Consider the following 24744-nt stretch of genomic DNA (forward strand, 5'->3'; position numbering starts at 1 on the left):
GGAGACTCTCCGGCAGCATGCCGTTCTGACGGAGCGGCACGCGGGCGGGTTCCCCGCTTCCCGAGGATTGCCGGAAAGTGGTGCGCCGGTGAAACCAGGGGGGCGGCACCGCTCCTGAGTACCGGTCAGCGGGTCTGAGCCGTCTGATCCGTCTGATCCGTCTGATGTGTCTGATCCGTCCGATCGGTCCGATCCATCTGTTCCGGCTCCCGGGTGGCCTCGGCCCACCGCTCCCGCAGTGTCCGTACCGCCTCCGCGATGGCCGGCCTGCGTGACGCCCCTGTCCGCCACAGCGCGTACAAGTGCCGTACGGGCATGGGGTCGAGCGGCACGGCGACGACGCCGTCCGGCAGCGGACCGCGGCCGAGCCGGGGGATCAGTGCGACGCCGAGCCCGGCCGCGACGAGCGCGGTCAGCGTCGGGTTCTCCTCGGCCTGGTGCCTGATGTCGGGCTCGAAGCCCGCCGCCCGCAGCGTCCGCACCAGCCAGTCGTGGCACACGCGCCCCGGTGGCTGCGACACCCACCGCTCGCCGCCGAGCTCCTCGCGGCGCACCGCGTCACGTCCCGCGAGCGGATGGCCGGCCGGCACGAGCAGGTCGCACAGGTCGTCCCCGATGGTGGCCTGCTCCACGCCGGCGGGGGCCGGCAGCGGCGCGATGTCCCAGTCGTGCGCGACGGCCAGGTCGACGGCCCCCTTGGCGACCAGATCGACCGACAGATGCGGGTCGACCTCCGTGAGCCGGGCGTCCAGCGCGGGATGCCGTACGGCGAGATCCGCGAGGACGGACGGCAGCAGACCGCGTGCCGCCGAGGCGAACGCGGCGATCGTCAGCCGCCCGGCCGGGAGCCCGCGCCGCTCCTCCAGATCGGTCTCGGCGCGCTCGACGATCACCATCAAGTCCTGTGCCGTACGGGCGAGTTCGAGGGCCTCGTCGGTGAGGCGGACGCCCCGCCCGTGCCGTTCGAGGAGTACGGTCCTCGTCTCCCGCTCCAGTTTGGAGATCTGCTGCGAGACCGCGGAGGGCGTGTAGCCGAGCGCCGCCGCGGCGGCTCCGACCGTGCCGTGCACGGAGACGGCGTGCAGCGCGCGCAGCCGCTGGAGATCGAGCATGCCGGCCTCCCGGTGGGCCTGGGGTATTCATTAGCGTTACTGAATTCAACCATGCAGACATTCGCGCTGGTGCTACACAGTCGTGCCCGGTGATCCTCGACGCATGGTTCCTACGCTCCCCATGCGCCCGTCCCACATCGCGCTCGCCGTCCTCGTCACCGCCATCTGGGGCGTCAACTTCGTCGTCATCGAGGTCGGCCTCGACCACTTCCCGCCGTTGCTCTTCTCGGCCCTGCGCTTCCTCGTCGCGGCACTGCCCGCCGTGTTCTTCGTGGGGCGGCCCACGGTGGCGTGGAAGTGGGTGGTCGGTGTCGGACTGGCCCTCGGCGTCATGAAGTTCGGCCTCCTCTTCGTCGGCATGAACCAGGGGATGCCCGCCGGGCTCTCCTCCCTCGTCCTGCAGATCCAGGCCGTGTTCACCGCCCTGTTCGCCTTCGTCGCGCTCGGCGAACGGCCCGGCCGGATCCGCCTGGCCGGCATGGTCGTCGCGCTCGCCGGGATCGGGGTCGCCGCCGCCGACGAGGGCGCGAGCGGCCCCCTGCTCGGCTTCACGCTCGTCGTCGTGGCCGCCGTCGGCTGGGGCGTCTCGAACGTCCTCACCCGTAAGGCGGCGCCGTCCGCCCCGTTCACCTTCATGGTGTGGACGTCGGCCGTCCCCGTCCTGCCGCTGCTCGCGCTCTCCCTCACCTTCGAGGGCTGGGACCGCGACACACAGGCGCTCGCGTCGCTCGACTGGACCGGCGCGGGCATCATCGCGTTCGTCGCCTGGGTCACCACGCTCTTCGGCTTCGGCGCCTGGAGCTTCCTGCTGCGCAGCCACCCCGCCTCGTCGGTCGCCCCGTTCACGCTGCTCGTCCCGGTGTTCGGGATGTCGTCCGCCGTGCTCTTCCTCGGCGAGAGCGTCAGCCCCCTGCGCTGGTGCGCCGCCGCGCTGCTCGTCGGCGGTGTCGCCCTCGCGTCGCTCGCGCCCCCTCCCCAGAACCGGGCCGTCCAGCGTGTGGACACTCCGGCGCCCGCGCTGCCCGTCGAGGACCATGAAGCGCATGCCAGTCGTTGAGATCCCCGGTTCCAAGTCCGTGACGGCGAGGGCCCTGTTCCTCGCCGCGGCCGCGCGGGGCACCACCACCCTCGTGCGCCCCCTCAGCTCCGACGACACCGAGGGCTTCGCCGAAGGACTGCTCCGGCTCGGCTACGGCGTGGAACGCGGCCCGGACGCCTGGCGCATCGAGGGCCGCCCGACGGGCCCCGCCGCCACGGACGCCGACGTGTACTGCCGGGACGGCGCGACCACCTCCCGCTTCCTGCCCACGCTCACGGCGGCCGCTGCGCACGGCACGTACCGCTTCGACGCCTCGCCCCAGATGCGCCGCCGCCCCCTCGCGCCGCTCACCAGGGCCCTGCGCGACCTGGGTGTGGACCTCCGTCACGAGGAGACCGAGGGGCATCATCCGCTCACGGTCACGGCGCGCGGGGTCCGGGGCGGCGACGTCACCCTCGACGCGGGCCAGTCCTCCCAGTACCTCACCGCGCTCCTGCTGCTCGGCCCGCTGACCAGGACCGGTCTGCGCATCACGGTCACCGACCTGGTCTCGGCGCCGTACATCGGGATCGCCCTCGCGATGATGCGCAGCTTCGGGGCCGAAGTCCGCCGCGACGGCAGTGTGTTCACGGTCGAGCCCGGCGGCTACCGCGCCACCACCTACGCGATCGAACCCGACGCCTCGACCGCGAGCTACTTCTTCGCGGCGGCGGCCGTCACCGGCGCCGAGGTCACCGTCGAAGGGCTCGGGAAGGACGCGCTCCAGGGCGACCTGGGGTTCGTCGACGTACTGCGGCGCATGGGCGCCGGGGTGGCGACGACGGCGGACCGCACCACGGTCACCGCCCCCGCAGGCCTGTCCGGCATCACCGTCAACATGCGGGACATCTCCGACACGATGCCGACCCTCGCCGCGATCGCGCCGTACGCGAGCGGCCCGGTCCGCATCGAGGACGTCCACAACACCCGCGTCAAGGAGTGCGACCGCCTGGACGCCTGCGCGCAGAACCTGCGCGCGCTCGGGGTGACGGTGGCGACGGGACCCGACTGGATCGAGATCCAGCCGGGCACCCCGGCTCCGGCGGAGATCACCACGTACGGGGATCACCGCATCGCGATGTCCTTCGCGGTGACGGGCCTGCGGATCCCGGGCGGCGTCACGTTCGACGACCCGGGGTGCGTGCGGAAGACGTTCCCCGACTTCCACGAGGCCTTCGCGAAGGTGTTCGGACAGCCGTCTACGCCGACTCGTTGAGCAGCTGGGCGAGATGCTCGCGCCCGGCCGTCAGAAGCCCGGGCAGCGGGGCGGCGTCCGGGTACCAGCGCTTCTCGTACTCCCAGCACAGCCACCCGTCCCAGCCCTCGCGGCACAGCACGTCCACGACCTCGGTGAGCGGCAGCACGCCCGCGCCCAGCGCGAGCGGCGTTCTGTCGTCGGCGCCCGCGATGTCCTTCACCTGTACGTAGCCCAGGTGCGGGGACAGCGCCGCGTACGACTGAACGGGCTGCTCGCCGCCGAGCCATGTGTGCATGACGTCCCACAGGGCGCCGACCTGCCGGTGCCCGACCGGGCCGAGCACGCGGGTCGCGTCGGCTCCGGTGCGGTGCGAGTCGTGCGTCTCCAGGAGGATGCGCACGCCGAGGTCCGCGGCGTACTCGGCGGCGGTGCCCAGGCGCCGGGCGGCCGTGGCGTCGGCCTCGGCGCGGCTCTGCTCCGTTCCGCCGCCCGGGAAGACGCGTACGTAGGGCGCTCCGACGTCGCGGGCGAGTTCGAGGAGTGACCTGATCTCCGCGATCACGGGTTCGTCCTCGCCGGGAGCCGCCACCCGCGCGTACCCGGCGAGCCCGAGGATCTCGACCCCGGTGGCCTTGAACTCTGCGGCGGCGCGGGCCCGTTCGGTGAGCCCGAGCCCCGGGTGTACGGGTTCCTCGGGATGGGCGCGCAGCTCGACACCGTGATACCCGTGATCGTCGGCGAGCCGGACGACGTCGGCGAGGGGAAGCCCGGGAACCCCGAGCGTGGAGAAGGCCAGTTTCATGGCGGGGACGCTACCGGGCCCCGGGCAGGGGTCAAGGGCGCGCCGGGCGCGCGTGCGGCGGCCGGGTGAAGGAGCCGCGCGACGTGCTCCGATGACGGGACGACACCTGACGGCGCCGGGCGCAATCCGCTCCACGGCCCAAGCTTCGGCAACGCGCCCGCCAAGCGGGTCACGGCTGCGCCAAGCCGATTCCGTGCGTTGGCCACGTATTCACCGCCCGCTCCAGGCGGGTCGCCTAGGCCCTGGTCGGCGGCTCACCGGAACGCACGTGCCCCCGCACACCCATGGGCGGCCGGAACCCCAGCTGTCCCATCGGTGCGCGGGAGGTCATGGCGTCCGTCGCATGAAGGGATCCCCGAGCCGAGGGCGGCGCCTGGCTCAACCGCCGGAGCCCTTGGACGGCACCCCGGTCGACCCCCGCACCATCAACTCCCCCTGCACCACTGCCATCCCTCCGGCGGGAGCCGCCTCGCGGCCCATGGCGATGCGGCCCGCGCGGGCCCCCGCCTCCGCCAGCGGCAGCCGGACCGTCGTGAGAGCCGGTACCGCGTCCACGCTGAACGGCAGGTCGTCGAAGCCGGCCACCGACACGTCGCCCGGAATGCTCAGGCCCGCCTCCCGCAGCGCGGCGCACGCGCCGAGCGCCACCGTGTCGTTCGCGGCGACCACGGCCGTCAACGACGGTTCGCGGCGCAGGAGTTCGACCGTCGCCTCATAGCCGGACCGCCGGTCGTACGGGCCGTGTACGGTCCACCCGGCGTCGTCGGGCACGCCCCGCGCCGCCAGCGCCGCGCGGTGCCCTTCGAGGCGGTGGCGGGTCGTCGTCCGTTCCTCGGGGCCCGCGATGTAGCCGATCCTGCGGTGGCCGAGGTCGAGCAGGTGGTCCGTGAGGGCCTTGCCGCCGCCGCGGTTGTCGAAGGCGAGCGCCACCGCGTCCGCGTCCGGCACGGGCGGCCGGCCGCACAGGACGACCCGGGTCCCGGCGTCCGCGAGGCGCCGCAGTTTCCCGGAGATCGCCTTGGCGTGCTCGGTGTCCTCGACGGCGCCGCCCGTGAGGACGACGGCCGCCGCCCGCTGGCGCTGGAGGAGCGTCAGATAGGTCAGCTCGCGCTCGGGCGACCCGCCGGTGTTGCACACGACCGCGAGCCGCTCGCCGCCCGCGCGGCCGCCGGGCCCCACGATCTCGGACTGCACGGCCCCGGCCATGATCCCGAAGAACGGGTCGGCGATGTCGTTCACGAGGATGCCGACCAGGTCGGAGGTGGCGGCGGCCAGGGCGCTGGCCGGCCCGTTCAGCACGTAGTCGAGGTCGTCCACCGCGCGCAGCACCCGCTCGCGCGTGGCCGTGGCCACGGGGTAGTTGCCGTTCAGTACGCGGGACACGGTGGCGGGGGAGACCTGGGCGCGGGCCGCCACGTCCGCCAGGGTCACGGTCATCGCATCATCCTCCGGTCGCCGTCCGGTCCCCCGTCCGGCCTCGCATCCCGTTTCATCAGCCCCCGGTCTTGTCCGACCGGCTGTGCAGAGGCTAGCTTCTTCACGTGTAGAAAGCGCTTGCTACGCGAGCGTGTTCTTCATCGGCGTCTGTACGAAGGGACTCTCGTGACACGCAAGACGGTGCGCATCGCCATGAACGGGGTGACGGGGCGCATGGGCTACCGCCAGCACCTCGTCCGCTCTCTCCTCGCCCTGCGCGAACAGGGCGGCCTCGACCTGGGCGACGGCACGGTGCTGTGGCCGGAACCGGTGCTCGTCGGCCGCCGCGAGCACGCGCTGCTGGCGCTCGCCGAGCAGCACGGCCTCGACCCGGCGAACGTCTCCACCGACCTCGACGCCGTCCTCGCCGACGACACGATCGACATCTACTTCGACGCGCAGGTCACGTCCGCCCGCGAGGAGGCGCTCAAGAAGGCCATCGCCGCCGGAAAGCACCTCTACACGGAGAAGCCCTCGGCGACGAGCCTCGACGGCGCGCTCGAACTGGCCCGGCTGGCGAAGGCGAAGGGCATCAAGCACGGCGTCGTCCAGGACAAGCTGTTCCTGCCGGGCCTGCTCAAGCTCAAGCGCCTCATCGACGGCGGCTTCTTCGGGCGGATCCTTTCCGTGCGCGGCGAGTTCGGCTACTGGGTCTTCGAGGGTGACTGGCAGGAGGCGCAGCGGCCGAGCTGGAACTACCGGTCGGAGGACGGCGGTGGCATCGTCGTCGACATGTTCCCGCACTGGGAGTACGTGCTCCACGAGCTGTTCGGCCGCGTGACGAGCGTCCAGGCGCTGGCCTCGACGCACATCCCGCAGCGCTGGGACGAGGGCGGCAAGCCCTACGACGCGACGGCCGACGACTCGGCGTACGGCATCTTCGAGCTCGACGGCGGCGCGGTCGCGCAGATCAACTCCTCCTGGTCGGTGCGGGTCAACCGGGACGAACTCGTCGAGTTCCAGGTGGACGGCACCGAGGGCTCCGCCGTCGCCGGACTGCGCAACTGCCGTGTCCAGCACCGCGCTTCGACCCCGAAGCCCGTATGGAATCCGGACCTGCCGGCCACGTACTCCTTCCGTGACCAGTGGCAGGAGGTCCCCGACAACCAGGAGTTCGACAACGGCTTCAAGGCGCAGTGGGAGCTGTTCCTCAAGCACGTGTACGCCGACGCGCCCTACCGCTGGGACCTGTTCGCCGGCGCCCGCGGTGTCCAGCTCGCCGAGCTCGGCCTGAAGTCGTCGGCCGAGGGCCGCCGCCTGGACGTCCCGGAGATCTCGCTGTGACGATCCGACTCCCCGGCCCCGGCGGTTCGCTGCGCGACTACACCCCGCGCGCCGAGCCGGCCTCCTTCACCACGGGCGCGCCGCTCGTCTCGCGGACCGTCTTCTCGGCGGCGCACGTCGTCGCCGACCCGCTCGCCGACGCCGGCCCCGACGTGGCCGCCGTCGACTGGGACGCGACGCTCGCCTTCCGCCGTCATCTGTGGGCGCACGGCCTGGGCGTCGCCGAGGCCATGGACACCGCCCAGCGCGGCATGGGCCTCGACTGGGCGGGCGCGGCCGAGCTGATCCGGCGCTCGACCGCCGAGGCAAGGTCGGCCGGAGGCGCCATCGCGTGCGGGGTGGGCACCGACCAATTGACCGGGACCGCCACGCTCGCCGAGGTCCGCGCGGCCTACGAGGAACAGCTCGCGCTCGTGGAGGGGACGGGCGCGCAGGCGATCCTCATGGCCTCGCGGGCCCTGGCGGCCGCGGCGTCCGGACCCGAGGACTACCTCGACGTCTACGGGCATCTGCTGCGCCAGGCCGCCGAGCCCGTCATCCTGCACTGGCTCGGCCCGATGTTCGACCCCGCCCTGGACGGCTACTGGGGTTCGCCGGACCTCGACGCCGCCACCGAGACCTTCCTCGACGTCATCGCCGCGCACCCCGACAAGGTCGACGGCATCAAGGTCTCGCTCCTGGACGCCCGGCGCGAGGTCGAGCTGCGCCGCCGCCTCCCGCAGGGCGTGCGCTGCTACACGGGGGACGACTACAACTACCCCGAGCTGATCGCGGGCGACGAGCAGGGCTTCAGCCACGCGCTCCTCGGCATCTTCGACCCGCTGGGCCCGCTCGCGGCCGAGGCGGTGCGTGTCCTCGACACGGGGGACACCGCCAAGTTCCGTGAACTGCTCGACCCGACGGTCGAGTTGTCGCGGCACCTCTTCGAGAAGCCGACCCGCTTCTACAAGACGGGCGTCGTCCTGCTCGCCTGGCTCGCGGGCCGCCAGTCCCACTTCACGATGGTCGGCGGCCTCCAGTCGGCCCGCCCGCTCCCGCACCTCGCGCGCGCCTACGAACTCGCCGACGGCCTCGGCCTGTTCCCGGACCCCGCCCTTGCCGAGACCCGGATGAAGTCCCTGCTCAGTCTGTACGGAGTCGACCAGTGAGCCACGCCCTCGACCGCTTCTCCATCAACCAGATGACCGTCAAGCAGCTCGGCCTCGAAGAACTGGTCGCGGTCTGCGCCGAGTTGGAGGTGCCGGGCGTCGGCCTGTGGCGCGAGCCCGTGCAGACGTACGGGGTCGAGGCCGCGGCGAAGCTCGTGCGGGAGGCCGGGCTCGCCGTCACCACGCTGTGCCGGGGCGGCTTCCTCACCGCGATCGACGTGCACGCGCGCGTGCGGGCCCTCGACGACAACCGCGCGGCCGTCGACGAGGCGGCCGCCCTCGGCACGGACACCCTCGTCCTGGTCTCCGGCGGCCTCCCCGAAGGCAGCAAGGACCTGCACGGCGCGCGGGAGCGGATCGCCGACGCGCTCGCGGAGCTCGGCCCGTACGCCGCCGAGCGTGGGGTCCGGCTCGCCATCGAGCCGCTGCACCCGATGTACGCCTCCGACCGCTGCGTCGTGTCGACGCTGGCGCAGGCGCTCGACCTGGCCGAGCGCTTCCCCGCCGAGCAGGTCGGCGTGTGCGTGGACACGTACCACGTCTGGTGGGACGACCGAGCGCCCGCGCAGATCGCGCGTGCCGGGGCGGGTGGGCGGCTGCACGCCTTCCAACTGGCCGACTGGACCACGCCGCTGCCCGAGGGCGTCCTCAACGGGCGGGGGCAGATCGGCGACGGCGCGATCGACATGCGCGCGTGGCGTGGCCTCGTCGAGGACGCCGGATACGCGGGGCCCATCGAGGTGGAACTGTTCAACGACGGGCTGTGGGCACGCGACGGGCGCGAGGTCCTCGCGGAGACGGCGGACCGCTTCGTGCGGCACGCCGGCTGAGGCCTCCCGGCAGCGGCCGGCTTCGGGGCAGCGGCGGAGGGGCGGCTACCTGGGGCCGCCGCCCGCCTTCCTGCCCGCGGCCCGCTTGGTGAAGACCGTCAGCAGCACCGGGATCAGGAGTTCGACGACCCGGGACACCGTCGCGGGCGGCAGGCCCGTCTTCTTCGCCACGGCGTTCGCGACCGGCCTGCTCATCTTCGTCAGGAGCCGGGACATCAGCCCGCCGGCCGCCAGACCGCCGAGCCCGCCGAGGGTGGCCACGCCCCGCAACGGCTGCTGCTCCTGTGTCTCGGCGAGCGCCTGCCGGACCTCCTCGGCCTGCGCGGGATCGGCCGTCGCCTTCTCCCTGAGCCCTCCGGAGAGCTCGGAGACGGTGCTGCCCACGACGTCCTGCGCACCCGCCGCGTCCGTACCGAGCAGGTCGGCGATCTCGACGAGCCGGTCGTCGCCGAGCTCGTCGAGTACGTCCTCCTTCAGGGAGGGTTCGGCAGATCCGGTGTTTTCGCTCATGCCGGAAACGCTACGTCTGCCCCACTGCGTCGGCACCCCGAAAAGTTTCCGGGCGGACGGTGCAACCCTTTCCGCGGTTTGCGGGTCGTATGTGGCATCAGGACTTCTGGAGGGGGATCCGGGGGGATCGCGGGGGTTCTGATGGGGAGGGGAAGCGTCAGGGGGTCCGGTCCGCCGACCGGGCCCCCTTTTGCATGCCCACAAGCAGGACCTGCCTGGAACTAGAAGAAGACCCCGCAGCGCAGCAGCACGTTCGCGTACGGACGCGCCTCTCCCGTACGGACGACGAGCCGCGCGTCCCGCGAGAGCTCCTTCAGTTCCTCGTGCGGGACGAAGGCGAGCGCGGGAAGGCGCTCCGCGAGCAGCCCCGCGGCCTCGGGGTTCGCGGCCCGGATCTCCGCGGCGGCCGTCCCGCCTTCCACCACCAGCTCGTCCAGGAGCCCGTCGACGACCTCGGCGAACGACGGGACGCCGGCCCGGAACGCCAGATCCACGACCCGCGGCCCCGCCGGGATCGGCATGCCCGCGTCGCACACGAGCACGCCGTCGCCATGGCCCAGCTCGGCGAGCGCGCCGGCCAGGTGGCGGTGGAGTATTCCGGCCTTCTTCACAGCGCCGCGACCTCGGCGGTCGTCGGGTAGGACGCCTGGGCGCCCTCCTTCGTGACTGCCGCCGCGCCGACGCGGGCCGCGAAGGCCGCCGCGTCGGCGAGGCTCTCGCCCGCGCCGAGCCGCCACGCCAGGGCCGCCGTGAAGGCGTCCCCCGCACCGGTCGTGTCCACGGCCGTGACCTTGACGGACGGCACGCGGCGCGTCCCCGTGCCGTCGGCCACCAGCGCGCCCTCGGCGCCCAGCGTGATCACGACGGAGCGCGGCCCGAGGGCGAGCAGCGCCCGCGCCCAGTCCTCGGGCTCCCCGGTGACGTCCGCGCCGAGCACGACCCGCGCCTCGTGCTCGTTGACGATGAGCGGGTCGCAGGCCGCGAGGACCTCGGCGGGAAGGGGAGCGGGCGGGGACGGGTTGAGGACGAACCGGCTGCCCGGTGCCAGCGCCCGTACGACCTCGGCGACCGTGTCGAGCGGGATCTCCAGCTGCGCCGAGACCACCTGCGACGCCTGGAAGAGGCTGCCCGCGGCCTTGACGTCCTGCGGGGTGAGCCGGGCGTTGGCACCCGGTGCCACGACGATGCTGTTGTCCCCGGACGGGTCCACCGTGATCAGGGCGACCCCGGTGGGCGCCCCGCCGACGAGGACACCGACCGGGTCGACTCCCGCCTGCTCCATCGAGTCGAGCAGCAGCCGTCCGTGCCCGTCGTCACCGACCCGCGCGAGCAGCGCCGTACGGGCCCCGAGGCGCGCGGCGGCGACGGCCTGGTTGGCGCCCTTGCCGCCCGGGTGGACGGCCAGGTCCGAGCCGAGGACGGTCTCCCCGGCGCCCGGGCGGCGCTCGACGACGGTCACCAGGTCGGCGTTGGCCGACCCCACCACCAACAGGTCGTAGTCGTGCATCGCTGTCACTTTCTCCGTGTTCTGGTTGGGCGTTCTCGATGGGCCGGTCGGGCGCCCCGGCCGGTGACCCGGAACTCGCGACGGCTACTTGAAGCTCGCGACGTTCTTCGAGGTGACCACCTTCACCGGCACCTTCACCATCTCCGCGACCTTCTTGTCCTTCGCCGCCCTGACCGCGTTCTGTACGGCGATCCGGCCGAGCTCCTTCGGCTGCTGCGCGACGGACGCGTACAGCGTGCCCGCCTCGACGGCCTTCAGGCCGTCCGGCGTGCCGTCGAAGCCGACGACGGCGACGGACTTGCCGGCCTTGGAGCCGAGCGCCTTGATCGCGCCGAGGGCCATCTCGTCGTTCTCGGCGAAGACGCCGTCGACGCCCGCGTTGGCCTGGAGCATGTTCGTCATGACGTCGAGGCCCTTGGTGCGGTCGAAGTCCGCGGGCTGCTTGGCGACGACCTTGATGCCGGGGTACGCCTTGATGCCCTCGGCGAAGCCCTGCCCGCGCTCCCGGCTGGCGGAGGTGCCGGCCGTGCCCTGGAGGATCACGATCTTGCCGGTGCCGCCGAGCTTGTCGGCGAGTGTCTTCGCCGCCTGCCGGCCGCCCGCGACGTTGTCGGAGGCGACGAGCGTGGCCGTCTTCGCCTTGTTGACGCCGCGGTCGGCGGCGACGACGGGGATGTCCGCCTTGTTGGCGCCGCGCACGGCCGGGCCGACCGCGTCGGAGTCGACGGGGTTCACGATGACCGAGCTCATGCCCTCACTGGTGAAGTTCTGGAGCTGGTTGGCCTGCTGGGACGCGTCGTTCTGGGCGTCCGTGACCGTGAGCTTGACGCCCTCCTTCTTCGCCTCGGCCTGCGCGCCCGCCTTCATCTGCACGAAGAAGGGGTTGTTCAGCGTCGAGACGGACAGGCCGAGCTTGGTCGACTTACCCGAAGAGCCGTTGTTCCAGAGGGAGATGCCGCCGATGATCGCCGCGGCGACGACGGCCGCGATCACGTACTGGGCGGCCTGTCTGCCCTTGGAGCCGCCCGGCCCGGACGTGGCGCCGGCGGCCGTCGGGGTCGCGCCCGCCTTGCGGCGCACGGTGTCGAGGAGCACGGCGAGCGCGATGACGACGCCGATGACGACCTGCTGCCAGAACGCCGACACGGAAAGGAGGTTGAGACCGTTCCTGAGCACCGCGAGGATCAGCGCGCCGATGAACGTGCCCGAAGCCTTGCCGACGCCGCCGGACAGCGAGGCGCCGCCGATGACGACCGCGGCGATGGCGTCCAGTTCGTAGCCCTGCGCGGCCTGCGGCTGCGCGGAGGTCAGACGCGAGGCGAGGACGATGCCCGCGACGGCGGCGAACAGGCCCGACAGGGCGTAGATGACGACCTTCTGCCGCTTGACGCGCAGCCCGGACAGGCGCGCCGCCTCCTCGTTGCCGCCGATCGCGAACATGGACCGGCCGATGAACGTACGGCCCAGGATCAGCGCCGTGATCAGCCCCATGACGACCATCACGAGCACCGGCACCGGCAGCCAGCCGCCGAGCGTGTCACCGATGCGCGAGACGGACTGCGGGAACGGGATCGGGCTGCCCTGCGAGATGACGAGCGACAGACCACGCCCCACCGACAGCATCGCGAGCGTCGCGATGAACGGCGGGAGCTTGCCGTACGAGATCAGCGCGCCGTTGACGAATCCGCAGGCGATACCGGTGACGACGGCGAGGATCACGGCGATCCACACCGGGACGCCCTCGCTGGTCGCGGCCCACGCGAGGACCGTCGCCGACAGGGCGGCCACGGAGCCGACCGACAGGTCGATGCCCGCCGAGACGATGACGAAGGTGACGCCGAACGCGAGGATCGCGGTCACGGCGGCCTGCACGCCGACGTTGAGCAGGTTCTGCGTGGTCAGGAAGTCGCCGGACAGCAGCGACATGGCTATCACCAGGACGACCAGGGCGCTCAGCGCGCCGTTGTCGAGCAGGACGCGGCGCAGGCCACCCGCGCCGGCCGTGCTGCTCTTGAGCGTGTCAGTGGCCACGGGAGCCCTCCACTTCATTGTGTACGGGGGTGGTTGCCGGGGATGCCGCGGTGCTGACGGCGAGCGCCATCACGGAGTCCTGGGTCGCTTCGCCGGCCGCGAGCTCGCCCGCGATCCGGCCCTGCGCCATGACGAGGACCCGGTCGCTCATCCCGAGGACCTCCGGCAGATCGCTGGAGATCATCAGGACGGCGTGCCCGGCCGCGGTGAGTTCGTTGACGAGCTGGTAGATCTCGACCTTCGCGCCGACGTCGATGCCGCGTGTCGGCTCGTCGAGGATGAGGACCTTGATGTCGGCGAGCAGCCACTTGCCGATGACGACCTTCTGCTGGTTGCCGCCGGACAGGGTCCGCACATGCTGGCCGAGCCCGGCCATGCGCACGCCGAGCTGCTCGGCCATGCGCGCGGCCGCGACGCGCTGCGACCTGCGGTCCACCAGGCCCGCGCGGGTCGCCGAGCGCAGGGTGACCAGGCCCAGGTTCTCCTCGACGGAGGCGTCCAGGAGGAGGCCCTGCCCCTTGCGGTCCTCGGGCACGAGCCCGACGCCGGCGGCCATCGCCGCGTTCACGTCGTGTCGCGGCAGCCGTGCGCCCGCGACCTCGACGGTGCCCTTGTCGTACGGGTCGGCGCCGAAGACGGCACGGACGACCTCGGTGCGGCCCGCACCTACGAGGCCCGCGATGCCGACGACCTCGCCGGCCCGCACCTCGAAGTGCACGTCGTGGAAGACCCCGTCGCGGGTCAGGCCCTCGACCCGCAGCAACGGAGCGTCCGTGGTGTTGAGTTCGGGCCGCTCGCGCGGGTACTGCTGTTCGATGCTGCGGCCGACCATGAGCCGTACGAGCTCGGCCTCGGGGGTCGACGCGGGGACCTGGCCGACGCTCTTGCCGTCGCGGATGACCGTGACGCGGTCGCCGAGCGCGGCGATCTCCTCAAGGTGGTGGGTGATGAAGACGACGCCGACACCGTCCTCGCGCAGCGCGCGCACGATCCCGAAGAGCTTGTCCACCTCCTCCGAGGTGAGCACGGCCGTCGGCTCGTCCATGATGAGGACGCGCGCGTCCAGGCTCAGGGCCTTCGCGATCTCGACCATCTGGAGCCGGGCGATGCCCAGTTCGCGCACCCGGGTCCGGGGCGACACCGTCAGGCCGACGCGCCGCAGCAGCTCCTCGGCGTCGGCCTCCATCCTCTTCCGGTCGATCATCCCGAGGCGTCGCGGCTGGCGGCCCAGGAAGATGTTCTCGGCGACCGTCAGATCGGGGACGAGGTTGAACTCCTGGTAGATGGTGGCGATCCCGAGGCGCTCGGCGTCCTGGGCCCCGTGGATACGGGTCTCCCGGCCGTCGACGACGATCCGTCCCGCGTCGGGCCGGTAGGCGCCGGAGAGCATCTTGATGAGGGTGCTCTTGCCCGCGCCGTTCTCGCCGAGCAGCACGTGCACCTCGCCGCGGCGCAGATCGAAGTCGACGCTGTCGAGGGCGACGACGCCGGGGAACGTCTTGCGTATCCCCTCGATGCGCAGCAGCTCCTCGGGCGGCCCGGCCGACTCCTGGGCCTGCCGCTCTTCCGGGTTGCTCACGGGTTCCTCCTCGTTGAGGTCGTGGCGGTGGGGGTGTCTGCGGGAGCCGGAGCCGGGCTCTTTGTCTCGCCGCAGGACCGCCGGACGACCAGGCGCGCCGGCAGTGTCACCGACTGCGGGGGCCTGCCCTCGATGCGGTCGATCAGGGCCCGTACGGCGGCCCGGCCGAGCTCCTTGGTCGGCTGGGCGATCGCCGTGACCGGCGGGTCGGTGTGCACGAACCAGGGGATGTCGTCGAAGGCCGCGAGCCCGATGTCGTGCGGGACGCGCAGCCCGGCGGCCCTGATCGCGTCGAGCGCGCCGAGCGCCATCAGGTTGTCGGCGGCGAACACGACCTCGGGCGGCTCGGACAGGGCCAGGAAGCGCTCCGTCGCGCGCCGGCCGCTGTCCGCCTGGAAGTCGCCCTGCCCGATGTAGGCGTCCGGCAGGGATATCCCGTACGCGGCGAGCGCCTCGCGGAACGCCTCGACGCGCTCGCTGCCGGTCGTGGTGGCGGCGGGCCCCGCGATGATGGCGAGGCGGCGGTGGCCGAGGGCGTGCAGATGGGCCACGAGGTCGCGCACCGCGGCGCGCCCGTCGGAGCGGACCACGGGCACGTCCACGCCCGGGATCCAGCGGTCGACGAAGACCATCGGCGTACCGGCGCGCGCGGCTTCCAGCATCAGCGGCGAGCCGCCGTCGGTGGGGGAGACCAGGAGGCCGTCGATGCGCCGGTCGACGAGGGTGCGTACGTGGTGGTCCTGGATGTCGGGCTGCTCGTCCGCGTTCCCGATGATGACGCTGTAGCCCAGCGCGCGGGCCTCCTCCTCGACGGAGCGGGCCAGCTCGGTGAAGTACGGGTTGAGTACGTCGCTGATGACCAGGCCGAGCGTGCGGGTCTGGGCGGTGCGCAGGGAGCGGGCCACGGCGTTCGGGCGGTAGCCGAGCGAGTCGACCGCGCCGAGCACGCGGGCGCGCGCGTCCGGGCTCACGGACGGGTGGCTGTTCAGCACCCGCGAGACCGTGGCGACGGAGACACCCGCCGCCGCGGCGACGTCCTTGATGCTCGCCATCGCAGGACCACCTCCTTGTGGCTGCTTGGTCCGGAACGGATCCGAAACCTGGTTCGACACCGTCATGGAATCGATTACACGGAGAATTGGAATCGATTACACGGACTGTTGGCAACCCCCGTTCCGCTTATCGAGACCGGATCGTGATGTACGCCGCCCTCGCGGCCGGTGTCGGACGGCCGTGTCAGTGGTGCGTGAGACGCTGGCGGAGTCAGCCACGGAACCCGCACGGAAGGGGCACACGCCCGTGAACCACGCACAGCTCACCGCGCTCGGCCGGGCCCTGCGCCTCCTCGGCGAGCACGGCGAGGGCCTCAGCACCGACACCCCCGACAGCAAGCTGCACGAGATGCGCGCGGACGTGAAGCGCGCGCTCGACCTCATCGAGGACTCCGTCACCGGCGACCCGCCCACCACGCGCTGCCCGGAGCACCCCACGGGCCCGGTCGACGAGAACGCGCAGGACCTGTGCCTGCTCTGCGAGACCCGTCGCCGCGTCGCCCGCCGCTCCGAGATCAATGGCACATATCCCACGAGACCCCGGCAGGGGGAGAGCGCGGACGCCCCGGCGATGTCGCGGTACGGCGTCCGGGAGGACCGCCCGCAGCCCCAGCAGCGCTGGCTCCCCGAGAAGTGGAACGGGCAGGTGTGGCAGCTGTGCGGCACCCCGCGGCACGACCGCAGGGAGGCCGAGCACTATCTCGCGGCCCAGCGCAGGGAGCCCCGCGCGGCCTCGGCGTACCGCCTGGTCCACGCGTTCACGGACTACGAGGTGGTGCGGGTCTGGGGCACGCCCGTCAAGGTGGACATCGAACCCATGGGCGGCGGCCTGTAGTCCGTAACCCGGGTACCGCTCCCCGGGTGTCCGACCCCACGGGTACGGTCGCCTCATGTCGAACCCGGGGATGGCGGTGCTCGAGGGGGTCCTCGAGCGGATCACGTACGCCAACGAGGAGAGCGGGTACACGGTCGCCCGCGTCGACACCGGCCGCGGCGGCGGTGATCTGCTCACCGTCGTCGGCGCGCTGCTTGGCGCGCAGGCCGGCGAGTCGCTGCGCATGGAGGGCCGCTGGGGCTCCCACCCGCAGTACGGCAAGCAGTTCACCGTGGAGAACTACACGACGGTCCTGCCCGCCACCATCCAGGGCATCCGCCGCTATCTCGGATCCGGCCTGGTCAAGGGCATCGGCCCGGTCTTCGCCGACCGGATCACCCGTCACTTCGGCCTGGACACCCTGGACATCATCGAGCAGGAGCCGAAGCGCCTGATCGAGGTGCCGGGCCTCGGCCCCAAGCGCACCAAGAAGATCGCCGACGCCTGGGAGGAGCAGAAGGCCATCAAGGAAGTGATGGTCTTCCTCCAGAGCGTGGAGGTGTCCACGTCGATCGCGGTGCGCATCTACAAGAAGTACGGCGACGCGTCGATCTCCGTGGTCAAGAACCAGCCCTACCGGCTCGCGTCCGACGTCTGGGGCATCGGCTTCCTCACCGCCGACCGCATCGCGCAGTCCGTCGGCATCCCGCACGACAGCCCCGAGCGCGTCAAGGCGGGCCTGCAGTACGCGCTTTCGCAGTCCACCGACCAGGGCCACTGCTTCCTGCCGGAGGAACAGCTGATCTCCGACGCGGTCAAACTCCTCCAGGTCGACACGGGCCTGGTCATCGAGTGCCTGGACGAGCTGGCGGGCGAGGAGGAGGGCGTCGTACGGGAGCGGGTGCCGGGCCCGGACGGCGGGGAAGAGCTGGTGACCGCGGTCTATCTCGTCCCCTTCCACCGCGCCGAACTCTCCTTGTCCGCCCAGCTGTTGCGCCTCCTGCGCACGGACGAGGACCGGATGCCGGGGTTCCGGGACGTCGCGTGGGACAAGGCTTTGACCTGGCTCGCGGGGCGCACGGGGGCCGAGCTCGCGCCCGAGCAGGAGGAGGCGGTGAAGCTCGCCCTGACGAAGAAGGTCGCCGTCCTCACCGGAGGTCCCGGCTGCGGCAAGTCCTTCACGGTCCGCTCGATCGTCGAACTGGCGCGCGCCAAGCGGGCGAAGGTCGTCCTCGCCGCCCCCACGGGCCGCGCCGCCAAGCGCCTGGCCGAGCTGACCGGCGCCGAGGCGTCCACGGTCCACCGCCTGCTCGAACTCAAGCCGGGCGGTGACGCGGCCTACGACCGGGACCGGCCGCTCGACGCCGACCTCGTCGTGGTCGACGAGGCGTCGATGCTCGACCTCCTGCTGGCCAACAAGCTGGCCAAGGCCGTGCCGCCGGGCGCCCATCTGCTGTTCGTGGGCGACGTCGACCAGCTGCCGAGCGTCGGCGCGGGCGAGGTGCTGCGGGACCTGCTCGGCGAGGGCGGCCCGGTCCCCGCGGTCCGCCTCACCCGCATCTTCCGCCAGGCCCAGGAGTCCGGCGTCGTCACGAACGCGCACCGCATCAATGGGGGTCAGCATCCGCTCACCCAGGGCCTCAAGGACTTCTTCCTGTTCGTGGAGGAGGACACGGAGGAGGCGGGCCGGCTCACCGTCGATGTCGCCGCCCGCCGCATCCCCGCCAAGTTCGGCCTCGACCCGCGGCGCGACATCCAGGTTCTCGCCCCGATGCACCGCGGCCCGGCCGGCGCCGGCACCCTCAACGGCCTGCTCCAGCAGGCCGTCACGCCCGCCCGCCCCGACCTCCCCGAGAAGCGCTTCGGCGGCCGGGTCTTCCGCGTGGGCGACAAAGTCACCCAGATCAGGAACAACTACGAGAAGGGGGAGAACGGCGTGTTCAACGGCACCGTCGGCGTCGTCACCTCCCTCGACGCGGACGAGCAGCGGCTGACCGTGCTCACCGACGAGGACGAGGAAGTTGTATACGAATTCGATGAGCTGGACGAGCTGGCTCACGCGTATGCCGTGACGATCCACCGCTCCCAGGGAAGTGAGTATCCGTGCGTCGTGATCCCGGTGACGACCGGCGCCTGGATGATGCTGCAGAGGAACCTCCTCTACACGGCGGTCACGCGGGCCAAGAAGCTGGTGGTGCTCGTCGGTTCACGCAAGGCGCTCGGCCAGGCGGTGCGCACGGTCTCCGCGGGAAGGCGTTGTACGGCGCTCCGTTTCCGGCTCTCCGGGGGCACATCCTTCGGTTTGGTAACTTTCGATCGATCAAATGAGTCGGAAACGTCACACGGGCTTTCCGGAAGCGGGGCGAAGGGGGCAGGATGAGCAGGTTGGCGGCACTCAGTGCCGCGAATAGGCCCAATGGTCGACCCCGAGTGCACTCTGCTGGGCCAAGTGGGGGATGGTAGAGAACAGTCAGGGCACCTCGAAGAAGAGGCACTACGTCGGTGAGGGATGACGTGAGCGACAACTCTGTAGTACTGCGGTACGGCGATGGCGAGTACACCTACCCGGTGATCGACAGCACCGTCGGTGACAAGGGCTTCGACATCGGGAAGCTCCGGGCCCAGACCGGTCTGGTGACCCTCGACAGCGGATACGGCAACACCGCCGCCTATAAATCCGCGATCACCTATCTCGACGGTGAGCAGGGCATCCTCCGGTACCGCGGCTACCCGATCGAGCAGCTGGCCGAGCGTTCCACCTTCACCGAGGTGGCCTACCTGCTGATCAACGGCGAGCTTCCGACCGTCGACGAGCTCTCCACTTTCAAGAACGAGATCACCGGGCACACGCTGCTCCACGAGGACGTCAAGCGCTTCTTCGACGGCTTCCCGCGTGACGCCCACCCGATGGCGATGCTGTCCTCCGTGGTCAGCGCGCTGTCGACGTTCTACCAGGACAGTCACAACCCGTTCGATGAGCAGCAGCGCCACCTGTCGACGATCCGGCTGCTCGCCAAGCTGCCGACCATCGCGGCGTACGCGTACAAGAAGTCGATCGGTCACCCGTTCGTCTACCCGCGCAACGACCTCGGCTACGTCGAGAACTTCCTGCGCATGACGTTCTCCGTGCCGGCGCAGGAGTACGACCTCGACCCGGTCGTCGTCGCCGCGCTCGAGAAGCTGCTCATCCTGCACGCGGACCACGAGCAGAACTGTTCGACGTCCACCGTGCGTCTGGTCGGCTCCTCGCAGGCGAACATGTTCGCCTCGATCTCCGCCGGTATCTCCGCCCTGTGGGGCCCGCTGCACGGCGGCGCCAACCAGTCGGTCCTGGAGATGCTCGAGGGCATCCAGGCCAACGGCGGCGATGTCGACTCCTTCATCCGCAAGGTGAAGAACAAGGAGGACGGCGTCCGCCTGATGGGCTTCGGCCACCGGGTGTACAAGTCCTTCGACCCGCGCGCCAAGATCATCAAGGCCGCGGCGCACGATGTCCTCTCGGCCCTCGGCAAGTCCGACGAGCTGCTCGACATCGCGCTCAAGCTGGAGGAGCACGCGCTCTCCGACGAGTACTTCGTCTCGCGCAACCTCTACCCGAACGTCGACTTCTACACGGGCCTCATCTACCGGGCCATGGGCTTCCCGACCGAGATGTTCACGGTCCTGTTCGCCCTCGGCCGGCTGCCGGGCTGGATCGCCCAGTGGCACGAGATGATCAAGGAGCCGGGATCGCGCATCGGCCGCCCGCGCCAGATCTACACCGGCGAGGTCCTGCGTGACTTCGTGCCCGTCGAGGCTCGCTGATCCTCGGCCGGGGGTCCGGGGGTCGTTCCCCGGGCCGGCACAGTACCGGCGAGGTCCTGCGTGACTTCGTGCCCGTCGAGGCCCGCTGAGGCCTCGCGCCGTGCACCGCGCGCTGCGTGACCGCACACCATGCAGCGCGCCCCCCGCGTCGAGCGGGAGCAGAAGTGAAGAGAAAGCGGAAAGCGCCCCGCTGCCAGTCCCCCCACGGGCCGGCAGTCGGGGCGCTTTCCTTTTCCCGGTGCGGATTCCCCCCACGGGATCCGTCCGGGCGTCTACGGTGCGGTCTGCCGGGACGCGTACACGGGAGGGCCGCTCAAGCTCTCCGTGGCACGTGTCCCGGCCAACGCGGTCGGGTCCGTCCCCCAAGACGGCCCCGGTCAACACAGAAACGCCCCCCAAGACGTTTCTGCATCGCCTCCTTAGACTCGCGAGAACCTCAAATGGTTACGTTCAGATCACTGTGATCTGCGTCTCCTGCATATGTCCTGATCGTGCGCAAGAGACCCCATATGTAGATCGAGGTTCGGACGTGAGAATGCTGCGGTTGTGATGTGAGGCGAATGTGAAGACCCCTTGATGATGGGCCAGACCACGGGCGATGGGAAGTCCTTCCAGAAAAAGGGCCGCTCACCTTCAGGAAAACGTCCTCAGCCGGAGGCTGTTCGTCACCACGAACACGGACGAGAACGCCATCGCGGCGCCCGCGATCATCGGGTTCAGGAACCCGGCGGCGGCCAGCGGCAGCGCGGCCACGTTGTAGCCGAAGGCCCAGAAGAGGTTCCCCTTGATGGTGGCGAGGGTGCGGCGGGAGAGCCGGATCGCGTCGGCGGCCACGCGCAGGTCCGCCCGCACCAGCGTCAGGTCACTCGCCTCGATCGCGGCGTCCGTGCCGGTCCCCATCGCGAGCCCCAGATCGGCGGTGGCGAGCGCCGCCGCGTCGTTCACGCCGTCGCCGACCATGGCGACGGTGCGCCCCTCGGCCTTCAGGCGCCGGACGACGTCGACCTTCTCCTGCGGCAGGACCTCCGCGTACACGGCGTCCTCGGCGATCCCCACGGCCCGCGCCACGGACTCGGCGACGATCCGGTTGTCGCCGGTCAGGAGCACCGGCGTGAGGCCCAGCGCGCGCAGCTCGGCGACGGCCTGGGCGCTCGTCGGGCGGACCGCGTCGGCGACCGTGATGACACCCCGTGCCTCCCCGTCCCAGGCGACGGCGACGGCGGTGCGGCCCGCGGCCTCGGCGGCTGTCTTGGCGGCGGCCAGCGCGGGCGGCAGGGCGATGCCGTGCTCGGCGAGGAGGCGCTCCCGGCCGACCAGGACGTCGTGCCGGTCCACCACGCCGCGGACGCCCAGCCCGGCGAGCGCGGTGAAGCGGGTGACGGCGGGCAGTGTGCCGGCCCGGTCGGCGGCGCCCTCCGCGACGGCCCGGGCGACGGGGTGCTCGGAGGCGTGCTCCGCGGCCCCGGCCAGCCGCAGCAGGGTCTTCTCCTCGACGCCCTCGGCGGCGTACGCGTCCTGGAGCGTCATCCGGCCGGTCGTCACCGTGCCGGTCTTGTCGAGGACGACGGTGTCGACGCGGCGCGTGTTCTCCAGGACCCCGGGGCCCTTGATGAGGATGCCGAGCTGGGCGCCGCGGCCGGTGCCGACCATGAGCGCGGTGGGCGTCGCGAGGCCGAGCGAGCAGGGGCAGGCGATGATCAGAACGGCGACGGCCGAGGTGAACGCGGCGGTCACCTCGCCGGTGGCGAGCAGCCAGCCGGCGAACGTGCCGAGCGCGATGACGAACACCACCGGCACGAACACGCCGGCGATCCGGTCGGCGAGGCGCTGCACCTCGGCCTTGCCGGTCTGCGCGTCCTCGACGAGGCGCGCCATGCGGGCGAGTTGGGTGTCGGCGCCGACGCGGGTCGCCTCGACGACGAGCCGGCCGCCGGCGTTCACGGTCGCGCCGGTCACGGCGTCGCCGACGGTCACGTCCACGGGCGCGGACTCGCCGGTGAGCAGGGCGGCGTCGACGGCTGAGGCACCCTCGACGACGATGCCGTCGGTCGCGATCTTCTCGCCGGGCCGCACGACGAACCGGTCGCCCGGCCTCAGCCGCCCGACCGGCAGGCGCACTTCCGCGCCCGAGGCGTCCAGCACGGCGACGTCCTTGGCGCCGAGTTCGAGCAGGGCGCGCAGGGCGGTGCCGGCCCGGCGCTTGGAGCGGGCCTCCAGATAGCGGCCGAGCAGGATCAGGGTGACGACGCCCGCGGCGACTTCGAGGTAGATGGTGGAGGTGGCGTCGGTGCGGTCGACGGCGAACGTGAATCCGTGCCGCATCCCGATCGTCCCGGCGTCGCCCAGGAACAGGGCCCACAGCGACCAGCCGAACGCGGCGAGCGTCCCGACGGAGACGAGCGTGTCCATGGTGGCGGCGCCGTGCCGCGCGTTGGTCCAGGCGGCCCGGTGGAAGGGGAGCCCGCCCCAGACGGCGACGGGGGCGGCGAGCGTGAGGGAGAGCCACTGCCAGTTGTCGAACTGGAGGGCGGGCACCATCGCCAGCAGGACGACGGGCAGGGAGAGCAGCACGCAGACGGCGAGCCGCCGGCGCACAGGGGTGGTGGGGTCGGGCTCGGCGCCGGTCCCGGAACCGCTCCCGGCTTCCGTGCGGACCTCGTCCCGGTGTTCGTCGCCGGCCCCGTCCGGACCGTCCGCGGAGGCTTCGACCGGCTCCTCCCGGACGACCGGCTCCTCCCGGACGACCGGCTCCGCCGTGTATCCGAGCTTCTGCACCGTGGCGACCAGTTCGGCGACCTCGACCCCGGGCGCGTACGCGACCTTCGCCTTCTCGGTCGCGAGATTGACCGTCGCCGTCACGCCGTCGAGGCGGTTGAGCTTCTTCTCGATACGGGCCGAGCAGGAGGCGCAGGTCATCCCGCCGACGGCGAGCTCCACTTCGGAGAGCGGCCCGGCCGTGGTGTCCGTGGGCGTGGTCATCGCGGTTCTTTCCAGGGGCGTACGGGACTACCGCCGAGCGTACGACCACGGGTGCCGGGCCGTGATGGGCGGCCCGGCGCTCCCTGAGGTCTCAGGCGCTGCCGGCCAGCTCGTAGCCCGCCTCGTCGACGGCGGCCCGGACTTCCTCCTCGTCGAGGGGCGCCGCGGAGACGACGGTCACCTGTCCCGTGGAGGCCACGGCCTTCACCGACATGACGCCGGCCAGCCCCGAGATCTCGTCCGACACCGCGCCCTCGCAGTGGCCGCAGGTCATGCCGGTCACCTGGTACACGGTGGTGACGGCTCCCTCGGCGCTCCCGGCGGCGTCCGAGTGGCACGAACCGCTGGGCGAGCAGCAGGAACCGGTCGACTCGGTGCCGATCTGGGGGAGCTCGGTCTGGGCGCTCATGTCGTTCTCCTTGTCGAAGGCCGCGTGCGTCCCGGTCTGCGCAGGCGTGCGGCGTACCGTGCGAGTGAGGCGCCGGGCCATCCCCGGGACCTCCTGACCCTCACGACTGTATACCCCTAGGGGGTATTTCTCCAAGAGGGGTCGCTGCGGGCGAGCGAACGTACCCAGGCGATTCCCGCGAGCGAGATGATCACGAGACCGCCCACCGAGAAGAGCGTGAAGAGGTGCTTCTGGGTGTCGGTCGGCTGCGGGATGAAGCCCTCGGCGAAGAGCGAGAGGGGCAGGTCCGTGGCGGTGAGCCGGGCGACGATCCAGATCGCGATGCCGTGCATGGAGTCCCACAGAGCGTGCAGGAAGGAGACGCCCAGACAGGTGAGCACCACCGGCGCCGCGAAGCGATAGCGCCCGTTCGGCCTGCGGAAGGCCAGCAGGACGGCGCCGGAGATCGCCGTCCACAGCCCGTGCCCGAACGGTGCGAGCAGCCCGCGCAGCACCTCCGTCTCCAGGAGCGAGCGCAGGTCGATGCCCTGCGCGCCGACGGCCGCGTTGAACGCGTGGCCCGCGCTCTCGAAGGCTGCGAAGCCGAAGCCGACGGACGCGCCGAGGACGAGTCCCGCCCGCAGCCCGCGCACCCGCGGCTGCCTGCGCAGCATGTACATCAGGGCGGCGAGCTTGACCGCTTCCTCGATCAGGCCGACCCCGACGAACATCCACAGCGAGGGGTGCAGCAGGTAGTACTCCATGACCGAGGCGCCGAGCACCCCGAGGATGCCGCCGACGACGAAGCAGCCGAGCATCAGGCTCACGCCCAGGTCGCGCGCGTGACGCTCGTACGCCCACAGCACGAAGGTGCCCGGGACGAGGAAGCTGCCGAGCAGGATCAGCGTCGGCAGGAGCGTGGTGTCCCTGGTCGCGTAGGTGACGACGGCGGTCAGCGTCCACAGGGCGAGTCCGCCCCACAGCCAGTGCTTCCACAGTCCCGCCCGGATCCGCGGCACGGACGACGGGGGCCGCTTGGGGCCGGGGATGCGGGCTCGGGGCGCGCCGGGCGGCGGTGCTTGGGTCACGGCAATTCCCTCTGAGTGGGGAAGATTTGTGACGCAGTTTACGTAGATACGTGTTTTGTCGCAC

At 71.7% G+C, this 24744-nt stretch carries 20 protein-coding genes; 8 read left to right on the forward strand and 12 right to left on the reverse strand.

Going from position 1 to position 24744, the window contains the following annotated elements:
- Positions 1-125: 125 nt before the first annotated feature.
- Complete coding sequence (locus tag OG456_RS23270; RefSeq protein ID WP_266564028.1) at positions 126-1112, reverse strand: LysR family transcriptional regulator; 987 nt, start codon at positions 1110-1112, stop codon at positions 126-128.
- Between the two features lie 121 nt (positions 1113-1233).
- Here OG456_RS23270 and OG456_RS23275 point away from each other — a divergent pair, with 121 nt between their 5' ends.
- Positions 1234-2169 (forward strand): EamA family transporter, encoded by a 936-nt coding sequence (locus OG456_RS23275; RefSeq protein WP_266569398.1) that lies wholly within the window; start codon positions 1234-1236, stop codon positions 2167-2169.
- The gene (gene aroA / locus OG456_RS23280) at positions 2156-3406 is read left to right on the forward strand and encodes a 3-phosphoshikimate 1-carboxyvinyltransferase (RefSeq protein ID WP_266564029.1); all 1251 of its coding nucleotides are present in this window, start codon (positions 2156-2158) and stop codon (positions 3404-3406) included. Before OG456_RS23275 ends, aroA begins: the two co-directional genes overlap by 14 nt.
- On the opposite strand, the gene OG456_RS23285 is transcribed toward aroA, so the two are convergent.
- On the reverse strand, positions 3390-4190 hold the full coding sequence (locus OG456_RS23285; RefSeq protein ID WP_266564030.1) for a sugar phosphate isomerase/epimerase: 801 nt from the start codon (positions 4188-4190) through the stop codon (positions 3390-3392). The two genes, aroA and OG456_RS23285, sit on opposite strands and share 17 nt — an antisense overlap.
- Before the next feature lie 378 nt (positions 4191-4568).
- On the reverse strand, positions 4569-5627 hold the full coding sequence (locus OG456_RS23290) for a LacI family DNA-binding transcriptional regulator (RefSeq protein WP_266564031.1): 1059 nt from the start codon (positions 5625-5627) through the stop codon (positions 4569-4571).
- Positions 5628-5792: 165 nt separating this feature from the next.
- Here OG456_RS23290 and OG456_RS23295 point away from each other — a divergent pair, with 165 nt between their 5' ends.
- The 3 genes from OG456_RS23295 to OG456_RS23305 are packed head-to-tail and all read left to right on the forward strand — an operon-like array spanning position 5793 to position 8928.
- Positions 5793-6950, forward strand: coding sequence for a Gfo/Idh/MocA family protein (locus OG456_RS23295; protein ID WP_266564032.1), 1158 nt, complete (start codon positions 5793-5795; stop codon positions 6948-6950).
- A complete protein-coding gene (locus OG456_RS23300; RefSeq protein WP_266564033.1) occupies positions 6947-8098 on the forward strand; it encodes a dihydrodipicolinate synthase family protein in 1152 nt (383 codons plus the stop codon). Before OG456_RS23295 ends, OG456_RS23300 begins: the two co-directional genes overlap by 4 nt.
- A 32-nt stretch (positions 8099-8130) precedes the next feature.
- Complete coding sequence (locus OG456_RS23305) at positions 8131-8928, forward strand: sugar phosphate isomerase/epimerase (RefSeq protein WP_266569399.1); 798 nt, start codon at positions 8131-8133, stop codon at positions 8926-8928.
- 45 nt (positions 8929-8973) lie between these two features.
- On the opposite strand, the gene OG456_RS23310 is transcribed toward OG456_RS23305, so the two are convergent.
- The 6 genes from OG456_RS23310 to OG456_RS23335 form a co-directional block, all read right to left on the reverse strand.
- A complete protein-coding gene (locus OG456_RS23310; RefSeq protein WP_266564034.1) occupies positions 8974-9438 on the reverse strand; it encodes a DUF937 domain-containing protein in 465 nt (154 codons plus the stop codon).
- A gap of 221 nt (positions 9439-9659) precedes the next feature.
- On the reverse strand, positions 9660-10049 hold the full coding sequence (gene rbsD / locus OG456_RS23315; protein WP_266564035.1) for a D-ribose pyranase: 390 nt from the start codon (positions 10047-10049) through the stop codon (positions 9660-9662).
- On the reverse strand, positions 10046-10945 hold the full coding sequence (locus OG456_RS23320) for a ribokinase (RefSeq protein ID WP_266564036.1): 900 nt from the start codon (positions 10943-10945) through the stop codon (positions 10046-10048). Before OG456_RS23320 ends, rbsD begins: the two co-directional genes overlap by 4 nt.
- Positions 10946-11029: 84 nt before the next feature.
- Positions 11030-12976, reverse strand: a complete 1947-nt coding sequence (locus OG456_RS23325) for a substrate-binding domain-containing protein (protein ID WP_266564038.1) — start codon at positions 12974-12976, stop codon at positions 11030-11032.
- Positions 12966-14555, reverse strand: coding sequence for a sugar ABC transporter ATP-binding protein (locus OG456_RS23330; RefSeq protein WP_266564040.1), 1590 nt, complete (start codon positions 14553-14555; stop codon positions 12966-12968). Before OG456_RS23330 ends, OG456_RS23325 begins: the two co-directional genes overlap by 11 nt.
- The gene (locus OG456_RS23335; protein ID WP_266564042.1) at positions 14552-15607 is read right to left on the reverse strand and encodes a LacI family DNA-binding transcriptional regulator; all 1056 of its coding nucleotides are present in this window, start codon (positions 15605-15607) and stop codon (positions 14552-14554) included. Before OG456_RS23335 ends, OG456_RS23330 begins: the two co-directional genes overlap by 4 nt.
- A gap of 247 nt (positions 15608-15854) precedes the next feature.
- Here OG456_RS23335 and OG456_RS23340 point away from each other — a divergent pair, with 247 nt between their 5' ends.
- From OG456_RS23340 to OG456_RS23350, 3 genes are all read left to right on the forward strand, one after another.
- Entirely contained in the window at positions 15855-16442 is a 588-nt protein-coding gene (locus tag OG456_RS23340) for a hypothetical protein (RefSeq protein WP_266564044.1), read from the forward strand.
- A 55-nt stretch (positions 16443-16497) separates the two neighbouring features.
- Entirely contained in the window at positions 16498-18801 is a 2304-nt protein-coding gene (locus OG456_RS23345; RefSeq protein WP_266564046.1) for an ATP-dependent RecD-like DNA helicase, read from the forward strand.
- Positions 18802-18935: 134 nt separating this feature from the next.
- Positions 18936-20225: a citrate synthase gene (locus OG456_RS23350; protein ID WP_100594118.1), complete on the forward strand. Its 1290-nt coding sequence runs from the start codon at positions 18936-18938 to the stop codon at positions 20223-20225.
- Between the two features lie 633 nt (positions 20226-20858).
- On the opposite strand, the gene OG456_RS23355 is transcribed toward OG456_RS23350, so the two are convergent.
- The 3 genes from OG456_RS23355 to OG456_RS23365 form a co-directional block, all read right to left on the reverse strand.
- Positions 20859-23204 (reverse strand): cation-translocating P-type ATPase, encoded by a 2346-nt coding sequence (locus tag OG456_RS23355; RefSeq protein ID WP_266564050.1) that lies wholly within the window; start codon positions 23202-23204, stop codon positions 20859-20861.
- Between the two features lie 91 nt (positions 23205-23295).
- Positions 23296-23613, reverse strand: a complete 318-nt coding sequence (locus OG456_RS23360) for a heavy-metal-associated domain-containing protein (protein WP_266564052.1) — start codon at positions 23611-23613, stop codon at positions 23296-23298.
- Between the two features lie 116 nt (positions 23614-23729).
- The gene (locus OG456_RS23365; protein ID WP_266564054.1) at positions 23730-24680 is read right to left on the reverse strand and encodes a PrsW family intramembrane metalloprotease; all 951 of its coding nucleotides are present in this window, start codon (positions 24678-24680) and stop codon (positions 23730-23732) included.
- Positions 24681-24744 lie beyond the last annotated feature (64 nt).

This window comes from Streptomyces sp. NBC_01446, from assembly GCF_026340095.1.
In the GTDB taxonomy this organism is placed as follows: Bacteria; Actinomycetota; Actinomycetes; order Streptomycetales; family Streptomycetaceae; genus Streptomyces; species Streptomyces aureus.

Bases quoted from the DNA above. Each gene is read 5' to 3' on its own strand.
- OG456_RS23270 (WP_266564028.1), bottom strand. From the start codon at position 1,112: ATGCTCGATCTCCAGCGGCTGCGCGCGCTGCACGCCGTCTCCGTGCAC.
- OG456_RS23275 (WP_266569398.1), top strand. From the start codon at position 1,234: ATGCGCCCGTCCCACATCGCGCTCGCCGTCCTCGTCACCGCCATCTGG.
- aroA (WP_266564029.1), top strand. From the start codon at position 2,156: ATGCCAGTCGTTGAGATCCCCGGTTCCAAGTCCGTGACGGCGAGGGCC.
- OG456_RS23285 (WP_266564030.1), bottom strand. From the start codon at position 4,190: ATGAAACTGGCCTTCTCCACGCTCGGGGTTCCCGGGCTTCCCCTCGCC.
- OG456_RS23290 (WP_266564031.1), bottom strand. From the start codon at position 5,627: ATGACCGTGACCCTGGCGGACGTGGCGGCCCGCGCCCAGGTCTCCCCC.
- OG456_RS23305 (WP_266569399.1), top strand. From the start codon at position 8,131: ATGACCGTCAAGCAGCTCGGCCTCGAAGAACTGGTCGCGGTCTGCGCC.
- OG456_RS23310 (WP_266564034.1), bottom strand. From the start codon at position 9,438: ATGAGCGAAAACACCGGATCTGCCGAACCCTCCCTGAAGGAGGACGTA.
- OG456_RS23320 (WP_266564036.1), bottom strand. From the start codon at position 10,945: ATGCACGACTACGACCTGTTGGTGGTGGGGTCGGCCAACGCCGACCTG.
- OG456_RS23335 (WP_266564042.1), bottom strand. From the start codon at position 15,607: ATGGCGAGCATCAAGGACGTCGCCGCGGCGGCGGGTGTCTCCGTCGCC.
- OG456_RS23345 (WP_266564046.1), top strand. From the start codon at position 16,498: ATGTCGAACCCGGGGATGGCGGTGCTCGAGGGGGTCCTCGAGCGGATC.
- OG456_RS23355 (WP_266564050.1), bottom strand. From the start codon at position 23,204: ATGACCACGCCCACGGACACCACGGCCGGGCCGCTCTCCGAAGTGGAG.
- OG456_RS23360 (WP_266564052.1), bottom strand. From the start codon at position 23,613: ATGAGCGCCCAGACCGAGCTCCCCCAGATCGGCACCGAGTCGACCGGT.